We start from the raw sequence: 15,319 nt of genomic DNA, 5'->3' as shown, positions 1-15,319 counted from the left end.
TGCGTTTCCTCTGCTTGCCGGCTCCGCAACCATGGCGCCGGCACTTCAGTTTCAGAACTGTGTTTCAGGGAGGTCATCATGGCTCGCCACACGCCCATAGAACGCTATCGCAATATCGGCATCTCCGCGCATATCGATGCCGGCAAGACCACCACCACCGAGCGCATACTGTTCTATACCGGGGTCAACCACAAGCTGGGCGAAGTCCATGACGGCGCTGCCACCATGGACTGGATGGAGCAGGAGCAGGAACGCGGCATCACCATCACCTCGGCAGCCACCACAGCCTTCTGGTCGGGCATGGAACACAATTTCCCGGCCCATCGCATCAACATCATCGACACCCCTGGCCACGTGGACTTCACCATCGAGGTCGAGCGTTCCATGCGCGTTCTCGACGGCGCAGTCATGGTCTACGACTCCGTGGGCGGCGTGCAACCACAGTCGGAGACCGTCTGGCGCCAGGCCAACAAGTACAAGGTGCCGCGCCTGGCCTTCGTCAACAAGATGGACCGCGTGGGCGCCGATTTCTTTCGTGTGCGCCAGATGATGGTGGACCGCCTCAAGGCCCACCCGGTTCCCATCGTCATCCCCATCGGAGCCGAAGCCGATTTTCATGGTCTGGTCGACCTCATCAAGATGAAAGCCATCTTCTGGGACGACGAGTCGCAGGGGGTGAAGTTCGAGTACCAGGAGATCCCCGCTGCGCTTCTGGCCAGCGCACAGGAATGGCGCCAGAAAATGGTGGAGGCCGCTGCCGAGGCCAATGAAGCCCTGACCGAGAAGTACCTGGACAGCGGCGACCTCGATGCCGAGGACATCATCACCGGCCTGCGCCTGCGCACCATCGCCACCGAAATTCAGCCCATGCTCTGCGGCTCGGCCTTCAAGAACCGGGGCGTGCAGCGCCTGCTCGATGCGATTGTCGAGCTCATGCCCTCACCGCTCGATGTTCCTGCCATCGAAGGGCATAGCGAGGACGACAGCGCCAGCACCACGCTGATACGCCATGCCAGCGATGACGAAAGATTCGCCGCCCTGGCCTTCAAGCTCATGACCGACCCCTTCGTGGGCCAATTGACCTTTGTACGCGTTTACTCGGGCGTATTGACCAAGGGCGATCTGGTCTACAACCCGACCCGCGGTAAAAAGGAGCGCATAGGCCGTATCGTGCAGATGCATGCCAATGCACGCCAGGAGATCGACGAAATCCGCGCCGGCGACATTGCGGCCTGCGTGGGCCTCAAGGACGTGAGCACGGGCGAGACGCTGTGCGATCCGCAAGCGCCCATCGTGCTCGAAAAAATCTCCTTTCCCGAACCCGTGATCGCCCAGGCGGTGGAGCCCAGGAGCAAGGCCGACCAGGAAAAAATGGGCCTGGCACTGGCGCGCCTCGCGGCCGAAGACCCGTCCTTCAGAGTCAGCACCGACGAGGAATCGGGCCAGACCATCATTGCCGGCATGGGCGAGTTGCACCTGGAAATCATCGTCGACCGCATGAAACGGGAATTCAATGTGGCCGCCAATGTAGGCAAGCCCCAGGTGGCCTACCGCGAAACCATTCGCAAAACAGTCAACGATGTGGACGGCAAGTTCGTGCGCCAGTCCGGTGGCAAGGGCCAGTACGGCCATGTGGTGCTGAGCGTGGAGCCGCTGGAATCGGGCAAGGGCTTTGAATTTGTCGATGAAATCAAGGGCGGCGTGATTCCGCGCGAATTCATCCCTGCCGTGGAAAAAGGCCTGCGTGAAGCCATGAACTCGGGCGTTCTGGCCGGCTACCCCGTGGTCGATGTGCGGGTGCGGCTGACCTTCGGCTCCTACCACGATGTGGACTCCTCGGAGCAGGCCTTCCGCATGGCCGCCATCCTGGGCTTCAAGGAAGCCTGCAAGAAAGCCGACCCGGTGATTCTGGAGCCCATCATGGCCGTCGAGGTGGAGACGCCCGAGGAATACGCAGGCGCCGTGATGGGCAATCTGTCCTCGCGCCGCGGCGCCGTGCAGGGCATGGACGATATCGCAGGCGACGGCAAGACCATCAGGGCCGAGGTGCCGCTATCGGAAATGTTCGGCTATGCCACGCATCTGCGCTCCATGACTCAGGGTCGCGCCACCTACACCATGGAGTTCAAGCGCTACGCACAGGCCCCGCAGCAGGCAGCAGCCGCAGCGACCGCGACGACCGGCCACCGGAAACAGGGCTAGGCGGATCCAGGCAACTCTGCCGCGGCTAGGCGGCGGAGTTGCCGGACTGCTTCAGACAGGCGACTCAGGACGCATGCAGCCACTGCATGGCCATGGCATCTTCGGTAAACGGGAAATGCCTGACCTCGGCATGCGTGATATGCCTGCCGACGAACTCGGCCATGCCCGCCAGATGACTGTCGGTCACCAGAGCGATCTGCTCCACCTGATGGCGATGGTCTCTGACAAAGCCCATATGGGCGCTGAAGCCGGCCCAGTTTTCCCAGCCGGGAAAGTCCTTGGACTGAATCATCACCCCATGCAGTTTGGGATGCTCGGCCAGGAATTCGTCCACATCCTGGCTGACGCCGTCGAAATCCTGCTCGGTCAGGGGCCCATGGGGCTCCAGCAGCAAGATGCCTTCGGGTTTCATGAGGGAGTAATTGAGCATATGCAACTCCTGCAGCGAAACCTCACTGTACGCCTGCGCTCGCGGGAATGCAGCCCTAGACAGCACCCGCAGCACAGGTTTTCCTCGGCTCTTGCCGCCGCTCTGTACGGACTTGCTGAAACGCGACTGATTCGCCTACTGGCAGCCCATGGCCCGGCTCAGGCTCTGCATCTGCTCGCCCAGCGCGGCACGCAGATCGGCGCGCATGGCATCGCGTGTCAACAGTTCTTCGGCATAAAGTGCCGCCCAGTCAATCCCCACGCCCAGCACCACACCAGCGACCGCTCCCGCCACCGCCCCCACGGCCGTGCCGACACCGGGAACGACAGAGCCCACGGCCGCACCGGCTACCGCTGCCCCGGCCTTGCCCAGACCCTGCTTGGCAGCGGCCTTGGCCAGCACCTTGCTGGCGGCCTTCATCGAGGTCTTGGCCATGGCTTTGCCCGCGACGGCTGCGGCAAAAGCACCGCCCCCAGTGCCCACCAGGGCACTGGCCGTCAACCGCTGGCGTGCATCGCCCAGCAGCTCCAGCGCAGGCAGGCTGGCAACCTCGGCACGCACCAGACATTGCTCGGGACTCAGGGCCAGATGATGGCGTGCCAGGGTTTCCTCGATGCGCTGCTGGCCCTCGGCCAGAGCAGCGCCGCTGGTCAGTGCCTGCTTCTGCAGAGTCTGCACCCAGCCCTCCAGCCCTGGCGTGGCTCCCAGGGTTTCGCTCAGCTTGTTCTGCAGAAACTGACTCACATCGCCCGTGAGCAGACTGAGGATGCGACCCCACTCCGCCCCCAGACTGAAATACCAGTCCAGATAGCGCTCGACGGCGGCATCCAGCTGCCGGCTCATCTGCGGGATGCTCTGGCACAGGGCCTGCCCGGCCTGGGCCCGCCCCAGCAGCTGCAGGGCCTGCTGGCGTGTGGCGTCCAGCGTGCCGAGGCGATAGAGTTGCTGCCCGATGCGCTCGCACTCGGGCAGACGCTTGAGCGCCAGCGGACTCTCCTGCGCACGGGCCAGGCCGTCAAGGGCGGCCGTGGACTGCACCAGAATGCCCAGCACCAGCACGGCAACCAGGGTCAGCAAAGGCGCGGCATTGCGCACTGCCCCCGAAGGCCTGGCCTGCAGCAGCAGCGCCGAGGAAGCCGATGCCCCCTGCATGGCACGCCCCAGACACAGCAACACGCCTACCGGGCCGAACAGCGCCAGCAGCAACAGGCGCAGCACGGGCAACTGGGGCAGGTCGGCCATGGCGCCACTCGCCAGCTGCACGGCCAGCAGGGCATCCAGCCCCCAGCGCACCAGCCCAGAGGGCGCTGCGTGAATCTGGGCCAGCGCATGATTCAATGCCTCTGGCTCCATGCCTGGGGCCAGCCCCCGCCCCAGATCCTGCTGACTGGCCATGGCACAGAGCCAGCTGCCGCCCCAAAGCACCAGCAGCAGCCAGGTGGCAGCGCGCTGGGCCCAGGCCCAGGCAAAGGCCGGCGATGAAAACTCTCGCTTCAGGCCCGCCTGCATGCCACAGGCCAGCAAGACATAAAGCAAGGGTGCCAGCGCCAGCAGCGCCCATTCCCAGGGCGCCAGAAACCAGGCCTGCCAGAGTGAGCTGGTGCACAGCAGCAAGGCCAGTGCCAATGCCTTGCAGGCCGGCCACCAACCGCCGCCAAGCCAGCGACCGATATGCCCCTGCGGCGCGAACTGCAAGCGCAGCAGCTTTTTGCGCAGCATCAGGAGCAGCCAATGCCCCCAGGCTGGCAACAGCACCAGCAACAGGACTGCGAACAGCCAGCCCCAGGGCGGCAAGCGCGTCAGCAGATGGGAAAAGCCGGCCAGGGCCGCCAGCCACAGCCAGCCCAGCAGTACCGCGCGCAGCAGAGTCCGCGGCCGGGTCGGCCCAAGCTCGGTCGCTGGCGCGCCAGCACGGTTCATGGTTCGCGGCTCTTGCCCGCTGCCCCCCGGCCTGCAGCAGCAATCCCCCTGGCGATGCGCGCGTTGTAGACCGTGAGGCGGCTCAGGCCCAGTTGCCCGGCAATCTTGGCGTCGGATGCGGTGCCGAGCAAAGCCACGGCCTCGTTGCTCCAGTCGAAAGCGCTGCTGGCAGCAGCTCCTGTCACCGAGTCAATACCGAGCTCGGTGCGCTTGGCCACCACACTGGCCTTGCTGATGCCCAGCTGCTTCGCCACCTCGGCGTCCGCTTCCCGGCCCAGCAGAGCCAGCGCTGGCTGTGTCCACTGGAAATGCCCGAAGGCGGGAATGCCCAGCGCATTGCGCTTGAGGTTGACCGTCTTGGCCGATGTGCCCCAGCGCTGGGCCAGCACGGCGTCTTTTTCCTGGCCCAGCAGGGCCAGCATTTCCTCAGTCCACGGCAGTGCAGCCTTGCCCATGCGTGCGTCCTTCCAGATCTCAAAAATACAAGCCAGATTGGCATTCAACCCATATGCAGCCTACGTTAACAGCTATTAAAACTGAATCTCCTTAGGCACAGACACGAGGCGCAGGCCATGCTGACGGCTCAACCTCAGCGGCAGTCTGTCGTCAGACATGCCCCCAGTAGATCAGCGCATCCCGGCCTTCCACAGACAGCGATACCTGCGCCCCCACGGGCAGCAGTACCTTGGTGGGCACATGGCCGAAGGGCAAGCCTTGCAGCACGGGGCGCTTGAGCTGCATGCGCAGCCAGTCGACAACGGTCTGCAGCTTGAAGCCCTTGTCGTGAGTGGTGAGCTTGAAATCGGTGAACTGGCCAAAGATGATGGCTTTTTGCTTTTGCAGCACGCCCGCCAGCAGCAGCTGGGTCAGCATGCGCTCGATCTTGTAGGGGTGCTCGCCCACGTCTTCGATGAACAGAATGCCGCCGTCGACCTGCGGGAAGTAAGGCGTGCCCAGCAAGGACACCAGCACCGCCAGGTTGCCGCCCCACAAGGTGGCCCCGCCAGGAACATAGAAGTCCTTGAGTTGCGGCTTGCCATTGGGCAGCTCGCCAATCCTGGGCATCTGCCAGCCCGCGCCCTCGCCCTGACCACTGAGCAGGTCCTCGAAGCAGTCCAGCATGATGTCGTCCACGGGCTCGCCGGTCTTTTTGCTGTCCACACCGAAGTCGGCGTTGAGCGCGGGACCCGCCCAGGTGACCGAACCGGTCTGTGCCAGCATGGCCAGCTGAAAAGCCGTGAAGTCGCTGAGGCCGACAAACTTGGTGCCGCCCGCAATCGCCTTCGCCACGGTCTTGTACTTGATGCCCGGCAGGATGCGCGTGAGACCGTAGCCGCCGCGCGAAATCAGCGCCACATCGGCTCCGCTGGCCGCTGCACGGTGGATAGCAGCCAGACGGGTGGCGTCGTCACCCGCAAAGCGCTGGCTGCTGGCCAGCGCATCGGCATCGACCTCCACCTCGTGGCCCAGGGCCTCCAGCTGCTTGATGCCGCGTTTGAAGGCTGCCTTGTCGCGCACCGCCCCCGAGGGCGAATAGATATAGACATGCTTGCCGCCATGGCTGTGATCATGGCCGCAGCAGCTGCCATCGGCGCTGTGCACATGGTCGTGATGATCGTGATGACCGTGCTCATGGCTGCAGTGCTCGTCATGCACATGAGCCTGGTGGTCCGGCTCCTGCCCGTGCGAGTGGGCGTGGTGGGGATCTTGCTGCTGGGGCGCTGTAGTGGATCCAGGGGATTTGCGCGAGGTTGCCAAAGCCTTTTCATGCGGCCATCGGCCGCATGCTCCGTGAAAAGTGGGTGAATCCGCAGATTCAGAAGTTCATACGACTTCCGCAAAACAGGTTCAGGCCGGGCGACTGCCTCAGAAGGCGAGCCCTTGTTGCATTCTTGTTTGCGTAAGTCCTAGTTCAGATTCTTGCTCCGCCGGTCTGACCGATCGGGCTACGGCGCAAAGTATTCCACAGCCGCTGCACCACCGCCCTGCCGTGCTGCAGGAACCGGAGCGCCAGGCCGGGTTTGCCGCCAGACCCCGGCCTGCAACGCCAGTTGCGGAACGGCCTGCAGCCAGGCTGCCTGCCATTGCGCAGCAGACACGGGCTGCTGCGTGGCTGCGGGCTGCAGCCACAGCCTGCCGGCCTGCGCCCATTGCTGCAGCAGATCGGCGGGCGGCGCAGCCAGCTCGGTCTGCAGACGCGGCCAGGCCTTGAGCGCGGCCCGATGGCCGGGCTGCGCAAACGGTGCATTCCAGGCGCGGTCCTCTTCGGCATTGCTGCGCCCTTCCAATTCGGCCATGGCCCTGGCCACATCCCAGCCGGGCTTGCGCGCTGCCTGCTCAAACCATTGCCGACGCGGCTCTGGCTGCGCATTCAGCGGCCAGGTATCGATCAGCCATGCGCCGGCAAAGCGCTCTGGCAGGGCTTGCGCTGCAGCCAGACCCAGGCGGCCGCCATCGCCCTGCCCGACCAGGACCAGCCGCCGCAGGTTGAGCGCTTCGATCAGCTCGGCGATGACCTGCAAATGCCACTGCGCGCTGTGTCGTTTGTCTTTCTTGGGCTGGTCGCTGCGCCCGAACCCTGGCAGATCGGGCACCACCACACGATGACCGGCGGCCAGCAAATCGGGCAGCAGATGCCGAAAGCCATAGCCCCAGCCCGGGCTGCCATGCAGGCACAGCCAGGTCAGTGCTGCATCCTCAGGCCCTTCATCGACCACCGCCAGACGCAGGCCCTGCAGCGCCGGCAGGTCGCTGCGCCACTGCGGCCGCCAGGGCCAGGCGGGCAGGTCGGCAAACGCCTCATCGGCATTGCGCAGCGCCCAGTCCCTGAGCGGGTGCGGCTGCTGCGCCTTTTTTTCCTGGCGTCGCTGCTGGAAGAACTCTGCCATCAGCGCCGAGCATTGCGCGGCCAGCACGCCGCGCAGCACCCGCGTCTGGTGGTTGATGGCGGGGTAGCCGAAGACATCGAGCACCGAACCTGCCGCACCGGTCCTGGGTTCGGCCGCACCATAGACCACGGCATCCACACGCGCATGCAGCATGGCACCGCCGCACATGGTGCAGGGCTCCAGCGTCACATACAGCGTGCAGCCCTCAAGCCGGTAATTGCCCAGAGTCCGAGCCGCTTCGCGCAGGGCCAGCACCTCGGCATGGGCCGTGGGGTCCTGGGCAGAGAGCGGACTGTTATGACCGCGGCCTATGACCTGCCCGTCCTTGACGACCACGGCCCCCACCGGTACCTCGCCACAGGCGGCGGCGCAGCGCGCCTGCTCCAGCGCCTGGCGCATGAAGTGTTCGTGCACGGAAGCATCAGAATCCATAGCTATATGTGCCTGACAGACAAAGGCTTGACGGATATTCCTTCAAGAAACACCGATACCGCTCAATGACCGCTGATCACCAGTTCCTTGCGCTCGCCGGAGTCATAGCCGTAGAGCGTGACCCGCGGGCTTTGCAACTCGCCCTGCGAATCAAAGGCAATCGTGCCCGTCACCCCCTCGTAGCGCATCTGGCGCAAGCGGGGCAGATAGGCCTCGGCCTGGGCCGAATCGGCACTCAGCATGGCCTTGGCCAGCACCATGGTCGCGTCATAAGCGTAAGGGCTGTAAACCTGATACTGGCCAGGAAAATGCTGGTCGTATTTCTGCTTCCAGAGCAGACCGCCGGGCATATTGCCCAGGGAGCTGCCGCTCATCACGCAAACCACGTTCTTGAGCGCCGGCACCTTGTCGGCCATGGCAGGCAGGCGCTCCGAACATTGCGCATCACCGCCCAGGAATTTCACCTGATTCATGGCCAGCTGCGACATCTGGCGCAGCATGAGACCGGCCTGCGCATCGAGCCCGCCGAAGAAGATCGCATCGGGCTTGCGGCCTTTGATGGCCGTGAGAATGGACGAAAACTGCGTGGCCTTGTCGCTGGTGTACTGCTTGTCGACGATCTGCACATCGCGCTCGGCCGCAGCGGCTTCAAACAGCTTGACGATGCCCTGTCCATAGGCCGTGCGATCGTCCACGATCGCGATGCGTTTGACGCCCTGGTGCTTGACGGCATAGTCCAGCAGGGCATTGACCATGGCCCGGTCATTGGCGATGACGCGGAAGGTGTCGTCATAGCCTGCCTCGGTAATCGCGGGGTTGGTGGCTGCGGGGGTGATATTGGGAATGCCGCAGTCGTTGTAGATCTTGGCAGCCGGCAAGGTCGTGCCCGACTGAAGATGCCCCACCACGGCCGCCACCTTCTTGTCGCAGAAGCGGCGTGCCAGCGCCGTGGCCTGACCGGGGTCGCCCACATCGTCGCCGGCCTCCAGCTTCCAGTGCACGGGACGGCCGCCCAGTTGCAGCTTGCGGGCGTTGAGCTCGTCAATCGCCATGCGCACGCCGTTCTCCTCATCCTTGCCCAGGGCAGCGATGGGACCGGAGACCGGGCCGCCATGGGCAATGCGTACCACCAGAGGCTTTTCCGCATCCGCAGCGTAAGCGGACGACAGGGATGCGGCGACCAGGGCCAGGCTCAGGGCAGACGAGGTGCGAACACAGCGGCGCTGGGCCGAGCGATCAGTCATGGACATGCTTTCTCCTTGATGAAGCGGAAGGCTGTGGCACGCAAGCCTACGCCAGGCCAAAGCCTCAAGCGTAGCGGCAAAGCCTGCGATACCAGCTCGATGTGCAAGCGAAGGGGCAAACCCTGGAGTCTAAGGACCAGAACTCCATTGGAGCAATTGCTAGCAAGCCCGAGCAGGCCCGACTCTTCCTGCGTTGAGCACAGACTCCGGCTGCTGGGGATATTTCGGATTTCGGCTGAAGCTGCCGACCATGCTCTTGCACCATCGCCGACTCGACTCAGCGCCTTGATTGTGCCGCGTTGACAGGGATGGTGCACGCTGCGCCGGACTTTCCTGGCTGCAGGGAAAGCCTTTTTTTGAAGGCCGGCAAGTTCACCACGGCCACAGGCACCCGCAGACCGTGCAGGCCCGACCTCCGCGGCGACAACCAAGGATCTGTGACCTACCTGCACGGTGTGAGCAGGTCCCGTGGTGGGAGCATGGCCACGCGCAATCTATCGGGCCAGCGCCTGATTCAGCGCATACATCGATTGCGCCAGCGCGCGAATATCAGCCTGCTGATACAGTCTTTCCAGCCAGTGCGCAGGAATGCCTCTGCGCCCCCAGAACGCCCCCGCGATCTGGCCGGCAATGGCCGCTGTGGTGTCGGCATCGTCACCCAGATTGGCTGCCTCCAGAACGACGGCTTCAAAGCTCTCAAGCCTGTCAAAACACCACAAAGCTGCTTCCAGGCTGTGCACCACATAGCCCGAGCTCTGGATCTGCTCGCGGCTTTTGCCGCGCCAGCTGCCTTGCGCAATCTCGGCAATGCGTGGGCTGCCAAACGGCAGCGCGGCCAGATCCAGCACCTGCGCCTTGTTGGCGCCCAGCAGGGCGCGGCTCAATGCCACGGCAAACAGACGGCAGGCATCCAGGCACTCCGCAGCCGCGTGCGTGGTGCGAGAGCTCAGCGCCGCCCGCTCCTGCACCTCTTGCTCGTCATGGGCATACGCCATGGCCACCGGGGCCAGCCGCATCAGCGAGCCATTGCCGGCGCTGCGCGCATCTTCACTTCCCGCCAGCGCATTGCCGGTACGCAGGTATTGCTGTATCGCCTCGCGTGTTGCCATGCCGATATCAAAGCAGTGACCGGTGGAGCTCCAGTAACCCCACTGATACCAGTTGGCGTAGCGCGTCATCTGGTCCCCGGGGTCGCAACCTTCCTTGACGACCAGGCTCTCGGCCAGGCACAAAGCCATGGACGTGTCATCCGTCCATTGTCCGGCCCTCAGTGAAAACGGCCCGCCCCCCACCATATCGGTCAGCGGCGCAAAGCTGCCGCGCGTCCGAAACTCCAGCGTCGTGCCCACGGCATCGCCGCAGGCCAGGCCCAGCAGAGCGCCTTCAAAACGGTCCAGCGTGCTCATTGTCCGGCCCTCAGCTGTGCACGCGCGGCCATCAGCGCGAAACCCAGCAGGTTCTGTCCGCGCCATTTGCGCGGCTGCTCGGCGTCGGGATTGGCCGCGCCCATGCCGATGCCCCAGATGCGGTCGCGCGGACTGGCCTCGACCAGTACACGCTCACCAGTTCTCAGCAGAAACTCCCCCATGGCCGGGTTCTGCGAGAACTTGGCCACACTGGCGCGCACCACGATATCGAAGCACTCCGCCTTCCAGCGTGCCTCGTCAAAATTTCGCACGCTGCGCCCTATCTGCTTGGCACTGGCCGGAGACGGCGCAGCCAGCACCTGCGCGCGCGCCTCTTCATCCCCGAACAGCCGCGCCTTGGCTGCCATCATGAAATGCTCTGCCGTGGCAAAGCGGTCTCCTTCGACGGTGAATGGAGCAGGAAACCACTGGCTCAGGCAGCCTTTTCCCGCTGAGCCATTCTTTTCGGGTTGATGGCCCCAGAAGCAAAGGTATTTGGGGCGGTAGCCTTGGTCGAGCTGGGCCACCAGATCGGGGACGGATCGAATTTCGTAATCTCGGTTCATGTCTGTTCTTCTTGATAATGGTTCAGCCACCAACGGGAAAAGCCCGCCAGCGTGGCGTGAGTGGAGTCAATGGCCTGCAGACCCGGCCCGGTATTGGGCGACCCGCCTTGCTCGCGCAGCACCAGTGCCTTGTGAATCCGCTCGCCCACGCCTTCGAAATACGGCAGAAAGTCATCGACAAATGCCAAGGGCTGCAACTGGGCCAGGGCTTGAGCCTTGGGGCTGAGGCCCGGATCAGTACGGCTGCTGGTGGCGATCACACGCGATATGGGAAAGCCCAGCTTGCGCAGATTGGTCTGCCGAGCCTCGGCGAACTGCGGCTTGATCGCCGACACACAGACCAGCTCGTAACCGGCGGCGCACAGCTGCTCGCAAGCCTGTAGCGCTCCTGCAATCGCGGGAATACCGGACCAGAACTGCGCATCAAAACTGGCGCGAAAACGGTTCAGAGCCTCGCCCTGCAAGTTGGCGACACCCCATCGCTCCATGGCCCAGTAGGCGTCAGGCTGCTTCAACACCGGACGCTCGCCAAATACCCGCTCCCAGGCTGAGGCATAGGCGAGGTTGTAGTCCAGCAGCACGCCATCTGCGTCGATAGCTATGATTTTTGAAACTTTCATGACGGTAGCTTCAGCAGATACCGGGCCGGGACGACATCGGTCAGCCACACACCGTTGTCGGAGCGGTAGAACACATGGCCCTCGCCCTGCATACGCGCGGCGTCCACCTGCAGCAAGGCCAGCTTGCCGTGACGACTGCCGACCTGAGCAGCCACTGCCTGGCTTTCCGACAAGTGGACATGATGGCGTGACTGCCGGTTCAGGCCCTCATGAAAGATCGCATCCAGAAAACGCGTGGCCGTGCCGTGGTAGAGCACTGCCGGAGGGCGTCTTGCCTCAAGACCCAGTTCGACCTTGATGGAGTGGCCCTGATTGGCGCGTATGCGCTTGCCATCTGCGCTGAAGGAATAGCGTTGCTTGTTGTTATTGGCCACCATGATCTGCAAATCCTCCAGACTGGTGGATCGGCCGGAGCGCGCCAGACAGGCCAGCAGTTCATCGGTGTGGGCCCAACCCGCATCGTCGAGTTTGAGGCCTATGGTCTCGGGACTGTGTCTCAGCACCAGGCTGAGGAACTTGCTGCGTGCGGTGGTGTTTTGATTTTTCATTTTCTTGTTCTCTTTGTTTGAAGCTGTCGTCCTGGCTCATGACAGGTTCTAGCGCTGCCGAGGCCCGGCCTGGGCGTACTTTCCGCGGTGCCACAGCCTGGTCGCAAACCCGGACCCGGCTTTGTCGGCATTCGTCTGCATGCTTGGACTGTGCTCCAGCTACAGATATAAGTTGCATTGAACAACTTATACAAGTTGTACAATACAACCCAATATTCATCCAGTCAAGCCTGATTCATGACCGTTACACAGCGTCACTCCAAGCCAGCGCCGGACTTTCCCCGTCCCTACACCACGGTGGATGTGGTGATCTTCACGATTGCGCAAGCCCGCTTGAATGTATTGCTGGTGCAACGCCCAGGCCATGAAGACGATCCATTTCCCGGCCTCTGGGCCCTGCCCGGAGGGTTTGTGAATGTGGATCTCGATGCCGATCTGCAGGCCTGCGCCGCGCGCAAGCTCAAGGAGAAGACGGGTGTGGACAGCCCTTATCTGGAACAGCTTGGCAGTTGGGGGGGCGCGGCACGTGATCCGCGTGGCTGGTCGGCCACCCATGTGTACTTTGCGCTGATTCCCGCCCATGAACTGCAACTGACCAAAGGCGCCAATGCGGCCGATGTGGCCTGGTTCGAAGTGGATGAATTGCAGCGTCGGCCCGCACTGGCGTTTGACCATGGCAGCATCTTGCAGGCTGCGGTGGAGAGACTTCGCAGCAAGGTCGAATACACCTCGCTGCCCGCTTTTTTGCTGAACGAGCCCTTCACCCTGCCCCAGTTGCAGCAAGTCTATGAAACCGTGCTGGGTCGCAGCGTGGACAAAAGCGGCTTTCGCACCCGCATGCTGGCAGCGAACTTTCTGGTCGAAGCCGGCCATGTGGAAGGCGTGTCGAACCGCCCCGCCATGGGCTACCGGCTGGCGGACCGCAGCGGGCCCGTGGTATTTCCGCGCACATTCAGCCCACGCGGCCATTGATACAGGCGATTACCCGCCGCTGTGCCGAAACCGGGGCTTGCTGAGATAATCCTGCCCCTATGTCTCTCCTGCCCCACCAGCTCGAACTCCTGTCCCCGGCGCGCGACGCCGATATCGGCATCGAAGCCGTCAATCACGGCGCGGACGCCGTCTATATCGGCGGACCGGCCTTTGGCGCGCGAGCGACTGCAGGCAACGACATCCGCGATCTGGAGCGGCTCATCAAGCATGCCCACCGCTTTGGCAGCCGCATCTTCATCACGCTCAACACCATCTTGCGCGACGATGAGCTGCAAGGCGCACGCGATATGGCCTGGCAGATCTACAACGCCGGCGCCGATGCGCTGATCATTCAGGACATGGGCCTGCTGGAGCTCGATCTGCCCCCCATCCAGCTGCACGCGTCCACCCAGACCGATATCCGCACGCCCGAGAAGGCCCGCTTTCTGCAGGACGCCGGCCTGTCGCAGATCGTGCTGGCGCGCGAGCTGGATCTGAAACAGATTGCCGCCGTGCGCGCCGCGACAGACCCGAGCCGCACCACCATCGAATACTTTGTGCATGGCGCACTGTGCGTGGCCTACTCGGGCCAGTGCTTCATCAGCCATGCCCATACCGGACGCAGCGCCAACCGTGGCGACTGCAACCAGGCCTGCCGCCTGCCTTATGAGGTGACAGACGCCAGCGGCCGCATCATCGCGCACGAAAAGCACGTGCTGTCCATGAAGGACAACAACCAGAGCGATAACCTGCGCGCGCTGATCGACGCCGGCGTGCGCAGCTTCAAGATCGAGGGCCGCTACAAGGACATGGGCTATGTGAAGAACATCACGGCCCATTACCGCAAGCTGCTCGACGAAATCATCGAGGAGCGCGAGTTCTCCGATCAGCCGCTGGCGCGCTCGTCGTCAGGCCGCACCACTTTCTCGTTCGAACCCGATCCGGACCAGAATTTCAACCGCGAGTTCACAGACTACTTCGTCAACGGCCGCAAGGATGACATCGGCGCCTTCGACACGCCCAAGACACCGGGTCGTGCCATAGGCTGGGTGACACAGGTCGGCGACAAATGGTTCGAGATCGAAACCAGCGACAAGGCCACCGAGCTGCACAACGGCGACGGTCTGTGCTACTACGATCTGCAAAAGGAACTGGTGGGCGTGCACATCAACCGTGCCGAATGCGTGAGCGCCAAAAAAGGCATCTGGCGCGTCTTCCCCAAAAACGAGATTGCCGAATTCAAGGATCTGCGCAAGGGCCTGGAAATCAACCGCAACCGCGATATGGACTGGGTGCGCACGCTGGAGAAAAAGTCCAGCGAGCGCCGCATCGGTCTATGGGCCGAGTTCAAGGAAGCGGCTGCCGGCTTTGCGCTGACGCTGACCGACGAGGACGGATTTGTCGGGGCTGCCGCCATCGCGCATGAGCACCAGAGCGCCACCGACCCAGCCAAGGCAGAAGCCACGCTGCGCGAGCAACTGGGACGCTTTGGTGCGACGGTTTTCGAGGTGAACGATATTTCACTGAGCCTGAGCCAGCCCTGGTTTGTACCCGCCTCGGTGCTCAACCAGCTGCGTCGCGATGCCGTTGCCGCATTGGAGCAGGCCCGCGCCGACGGCTTTGTGCGCCTGCCCCGTGCCAAGCCCGTGGAGCCGCCCGTGCCTTTTCCTGAGGACACGCTGACCTATCTGGCCAATGTCTACAACCAGAAGGCCCATGACTTCTATGTGAAACATGGCGTGAAGATCATCGACGCCGCCTACGAGAGCAAGGAAGAAGAAGGCGAAGTCTCGCTGATGATCACCAAGCACTGCGTGCGCTTCTCGATGAGCCTGTGTCCCAAGCAGGCCAAGGGCGTGATCGGCGTCAAAGGCACCATCAAGGCAGAGCCGCTGCAGCTGATCAACGGCAAGGAAAAGCTCACGCTGCGCTTTGACTGCAAGCCCTGCGAGATGCATGTGGTGGGCAAGATGAAGAAGTCGGTGCTCAACCAGCATGCCAAGGAAATGAAAGAGTCTCCCATGCAGTTCTACCGCACACGCCCCACGCCTCAGCAACTTTCCTGAGCACGTTTGAGCCCACAAAAAAGCC

The 15,319-nt window shown here is 63.2% G+C and carries 13 protein-coding genes; 3 read left to right on the top strand and 10 right to left on the bottom strand.

All coding sequences use genetic code 11. The features are described 5' to 3' along the window. Positions 1-78: 78 nt before the first annotated feature. Entirely contained in the window at positions 79-2,202 is a 2,124-nt protein-coding gene (gene fusA / locus JAO85_RS00795) for an elongation factor G (RefSeq protein ID WP_202787236.1), read from the top strand. 64 nt (positions 2,203-2,266) lie between these two features. On the opposite strand, the gene JAO85_RS00790 is transcribed toward fusA, so the two are convergent. From JAO85_RS00790 to JAO85_RS00745, 10 genes are all read right to left on the bottom strand, one after another. Further along, the gene (locus JAO85_RS00790) at positions 2,267-2,632 is read right to left on the bottom strand and encodes an STAS/SEC14 domain-containing protein (RefSeq protein ID WP_034351737.1); all 366 of its coding nucleotides are present in this window, start codon (positions 2,630-2,632) and stop codon (positions 2,267-2,269) included. Between the two features lie 135 nt (positions 2,633-2,767). Then, positions 2,768-4,552 (bottom strand): hypothetical protein, encoded by a 1,785-nt coding sequence (locus tag JAO85_RS00785; RefSeq protein ID WP_202787235.1) that lies wholly within the window; start codon positions 4,550-4,552, stop codon positions 2,768-2,770. Continuing rightward, complete coding sequence (locus tag JAO85_RS00780) at positions 4,549-5,007, bottom strand: hypothetical protein (RefSeq protein ID WP_202787234.1); 459 nt, start codon at positions 5,005-5,007, stop codon at positions 4,549-4,551. The genes JAO85_RS00785 and JAO85_RS00780 overlap by 4 nt, the downstream gene beginning before the upstream one ends. A 151-nt stretch (positions 5,008-5,158) precedes the next feature. Continuing rightward, the gene (locus tag JAO85_RS00775; protein WP_003063276.1) at positions 5,159-6,208 is read right to left on the bottom strand and encodes an LD-carboxypeptidase; all 1,050 of its coding nucleotides are present in this window, start codon (positions 6,206-6,208) and stop codon (positions 5,159-5,161) included. Between the two features lie 290 nt (positions 6,209-6,498). Then, positions 6,499-7,872, bottom strand: coding sequence for a tRNA adenosine(34) deaminase TadA (tadA, locus tag JAO85_RS00770; protein ID WP_202787233.1), 1,374 nt, complete (start codon positions 7,870-7,872; stop codon positions 6,499-6,501). Positions 7,873-7,934: 62 nt separating this feature from the next. Then, the gene (locus tag JAO85_RS00765; protein ID WP_179626010.1) at positions 7,935-9,122 is read right to left on the bottom strand and encodes a branched-chain amino acid ABC transporter substrate-binding protein; all 1,188 of its coding nucleotides are present in this window, start codon (positions 9,120-9,122) and stop codon (positions 7,935-7,937) included. 488 nt (positions 9,123-9,610) lie between these two features. Further along, on the bottom strand, positions 9,611-10,522 hold the full coding sequence (locus JAO85_RS00760; protein ID WP_202787232.1) for an ADP-ribosylglycohydrolase family protein: 912 nt from the start codon (positions 10,520-10,522) through the stop codon (positions 9,611-9,613). Continuing rightward, on the bottom strand, positions 10,519-11,088 hold the full coding sequence (locus JAO85_RS00755) for an NADAR family protein (protein WP_034393045.1): 570 nt from the start codon (positions 11,086-11,088) through the stop codon (positions 10,519-10,521). Before JAO85_RS00755 ends, JAO85_RS00760 begins: the two co-directional genes overlap by 4 nt. Further along, complete coding sequence (locus JAO85_RS00750) at positions 11,085-11,708, bottom strand: HAD family hydrolase (RefSeq protein ID WP_034393041.1); 624 nt, start codon at positions 11,706-11,708, stop codon at positions 11,085-11,087. The genes JAO85_RS00755 and JAO85_RS00750 overlap by 4 nt, the downstream gene beginning before the upstream one ends. Continuing rightward, a complete protein-coding gene (locus JAO85_RS00745) occupies positions 11,705-12,256 on the bottom strand; it encodes an RNA 2'-phosphotransferase (RefSeq protein WP_202787231.1) in 552 nt (183 codons plus the stop codon). Before JAO85_RS00745 ends, JAO85_RS00750 begins: the two co-directional genes overlap by 4 nt. 237 nt (positions 12,257-12,493) lie before the next feature. On the opposite strand from JAO85_RS00745, the gene JAO85_RS00740 reads away from it, so the two are divergent. Beyond that, on the top strand, positions 12,494-13,228 hold the full coding sequence (locus tag JAO85_RS00740; RefSeq protein ID WP_202787230.1) for an NUDIX domain-containing protein: 735 nt from the start codon (positions 12,494-12,496) through the stop codon (positions 13,226-13,228). Between the two features lie 59 nt (positions 13,229-13,287). Continuing rightward, on the top strand, positions 13,288-15,294 hold the full coding sequence (locus tag JAO85_RS00735) for a U32 family peptidase (protein ID WP_012837865.1): 2,007 nt from the start codon (positions 13,288-13,290) through the stop codon (positions 15,292-15,294). Positions 15,295-15,319 lie beyond the last annotated feature (25 nt).

Origin of the sequence: Comamonas sp. NyZ500, assembly GCF_016772095.1 — a bacterium.
GTDB lineage: Bacteria > Pseudomonadota > Gammaproteobacteria > Burkholderiales > Burkholderiaceae_C > Comamonas > Comamonas thiooxydans.
This window is presented reverse-complemented; position numbering and strand designations above follow the sequence as displayed.

What these genes read in the sequence shown, in the direction of transcription:
- fusA (WP_202787236.1), top strand. Translation starts at nt 79, where the DNA reads ATGGCTCGCCACACGCCCATAGAACGCTATCGCAATATCGGCATCTCC.
- JAO85_RS00790 (WP_034351737.1), bottom strand. Translation starts at nt 2,632, where the DNA reads ATGCTCAATTACTCCCTCATGAAACCCGAAGGCATCTTGCTGCTGGAG.
- JAO85_RS00785 (WP_202787235.1), bottom strand. Translation starts at nt 4,552, where the DNA reads ATGAACCGTGCTGGCGCGCCAGCGACCGAGCTTGGGCCGACCCGGCCG.
- JAO85_RS00780 (WP_202787234.1), bottom strand. Translation starts at nt 5,007, where the DNA reads ATGGGCAAGGCTGCACTGCCGTGGACTGAGGAAATGCTGGCCCTGCTG.
- tadA (WP_202787233.1), bottom strand. Translation starts at nt 7,872, where the DNA reads ATGGATTCTGATGCTTCCGTGCACGAACACTTCATGCGCCAGGCGCTG.
- JAO85_RS00765 (WP_179626010.1), bottom strand. Translation starts at nt 9,122, where the DNA reads ATGTCCATGACTGATCGCTCGGCCCAGCGCCGCTGTGTTCGCACCTCG.
- JAO85_RS00760 (WP_202787232.1), bottom strand. Translation starts at nt 10,522, where the DNA reads ATGAGCACGCTGGACCGTTTTGAAGGCGCTCTGCTGGGCCTGGCCTGC.
- JAO85_RS00755 (WP_034393045.1), bottom strand. Translation starts at nt 11,088, where the DNA reads ATGAACCGAGATTACGAAATTCGATCCGTCCCCGATCTGGTGGCCCAG.
- JAO85_RS00750 (WP_034393041.1), bottom strand. Translation starts at nt 11,708, where the DNA reads ATGAAAGTTTCAAAAATCATAGCTATCGACGCAGATGGCGTGCTGCTG.
- JAO85_RS00745 (WP_202787231.1), bottom strand. Translation starts at nt 12,256, where the DNA reads ATGAAAAATCAAAACACCACCGCACGCAGCAAGTTCCTCAGCCTGGTG.
- JAO85_RS00740 (WP_202787230.1), top strand. Translation starts at nt 12,494, where the DNA reads ATGACCGTTACACAGCGTCACTCCAAGCCAGCGCCGGACTTTCCCCGT.
- JAO85_RS00735 (WP_012837865.1), top strand. Translation starts at nt 13,288, where the DNA reads ATGTCTCTCCTGCCCCACCAGCTCGAACTCCTGTCCCCGGCGCGCGAC.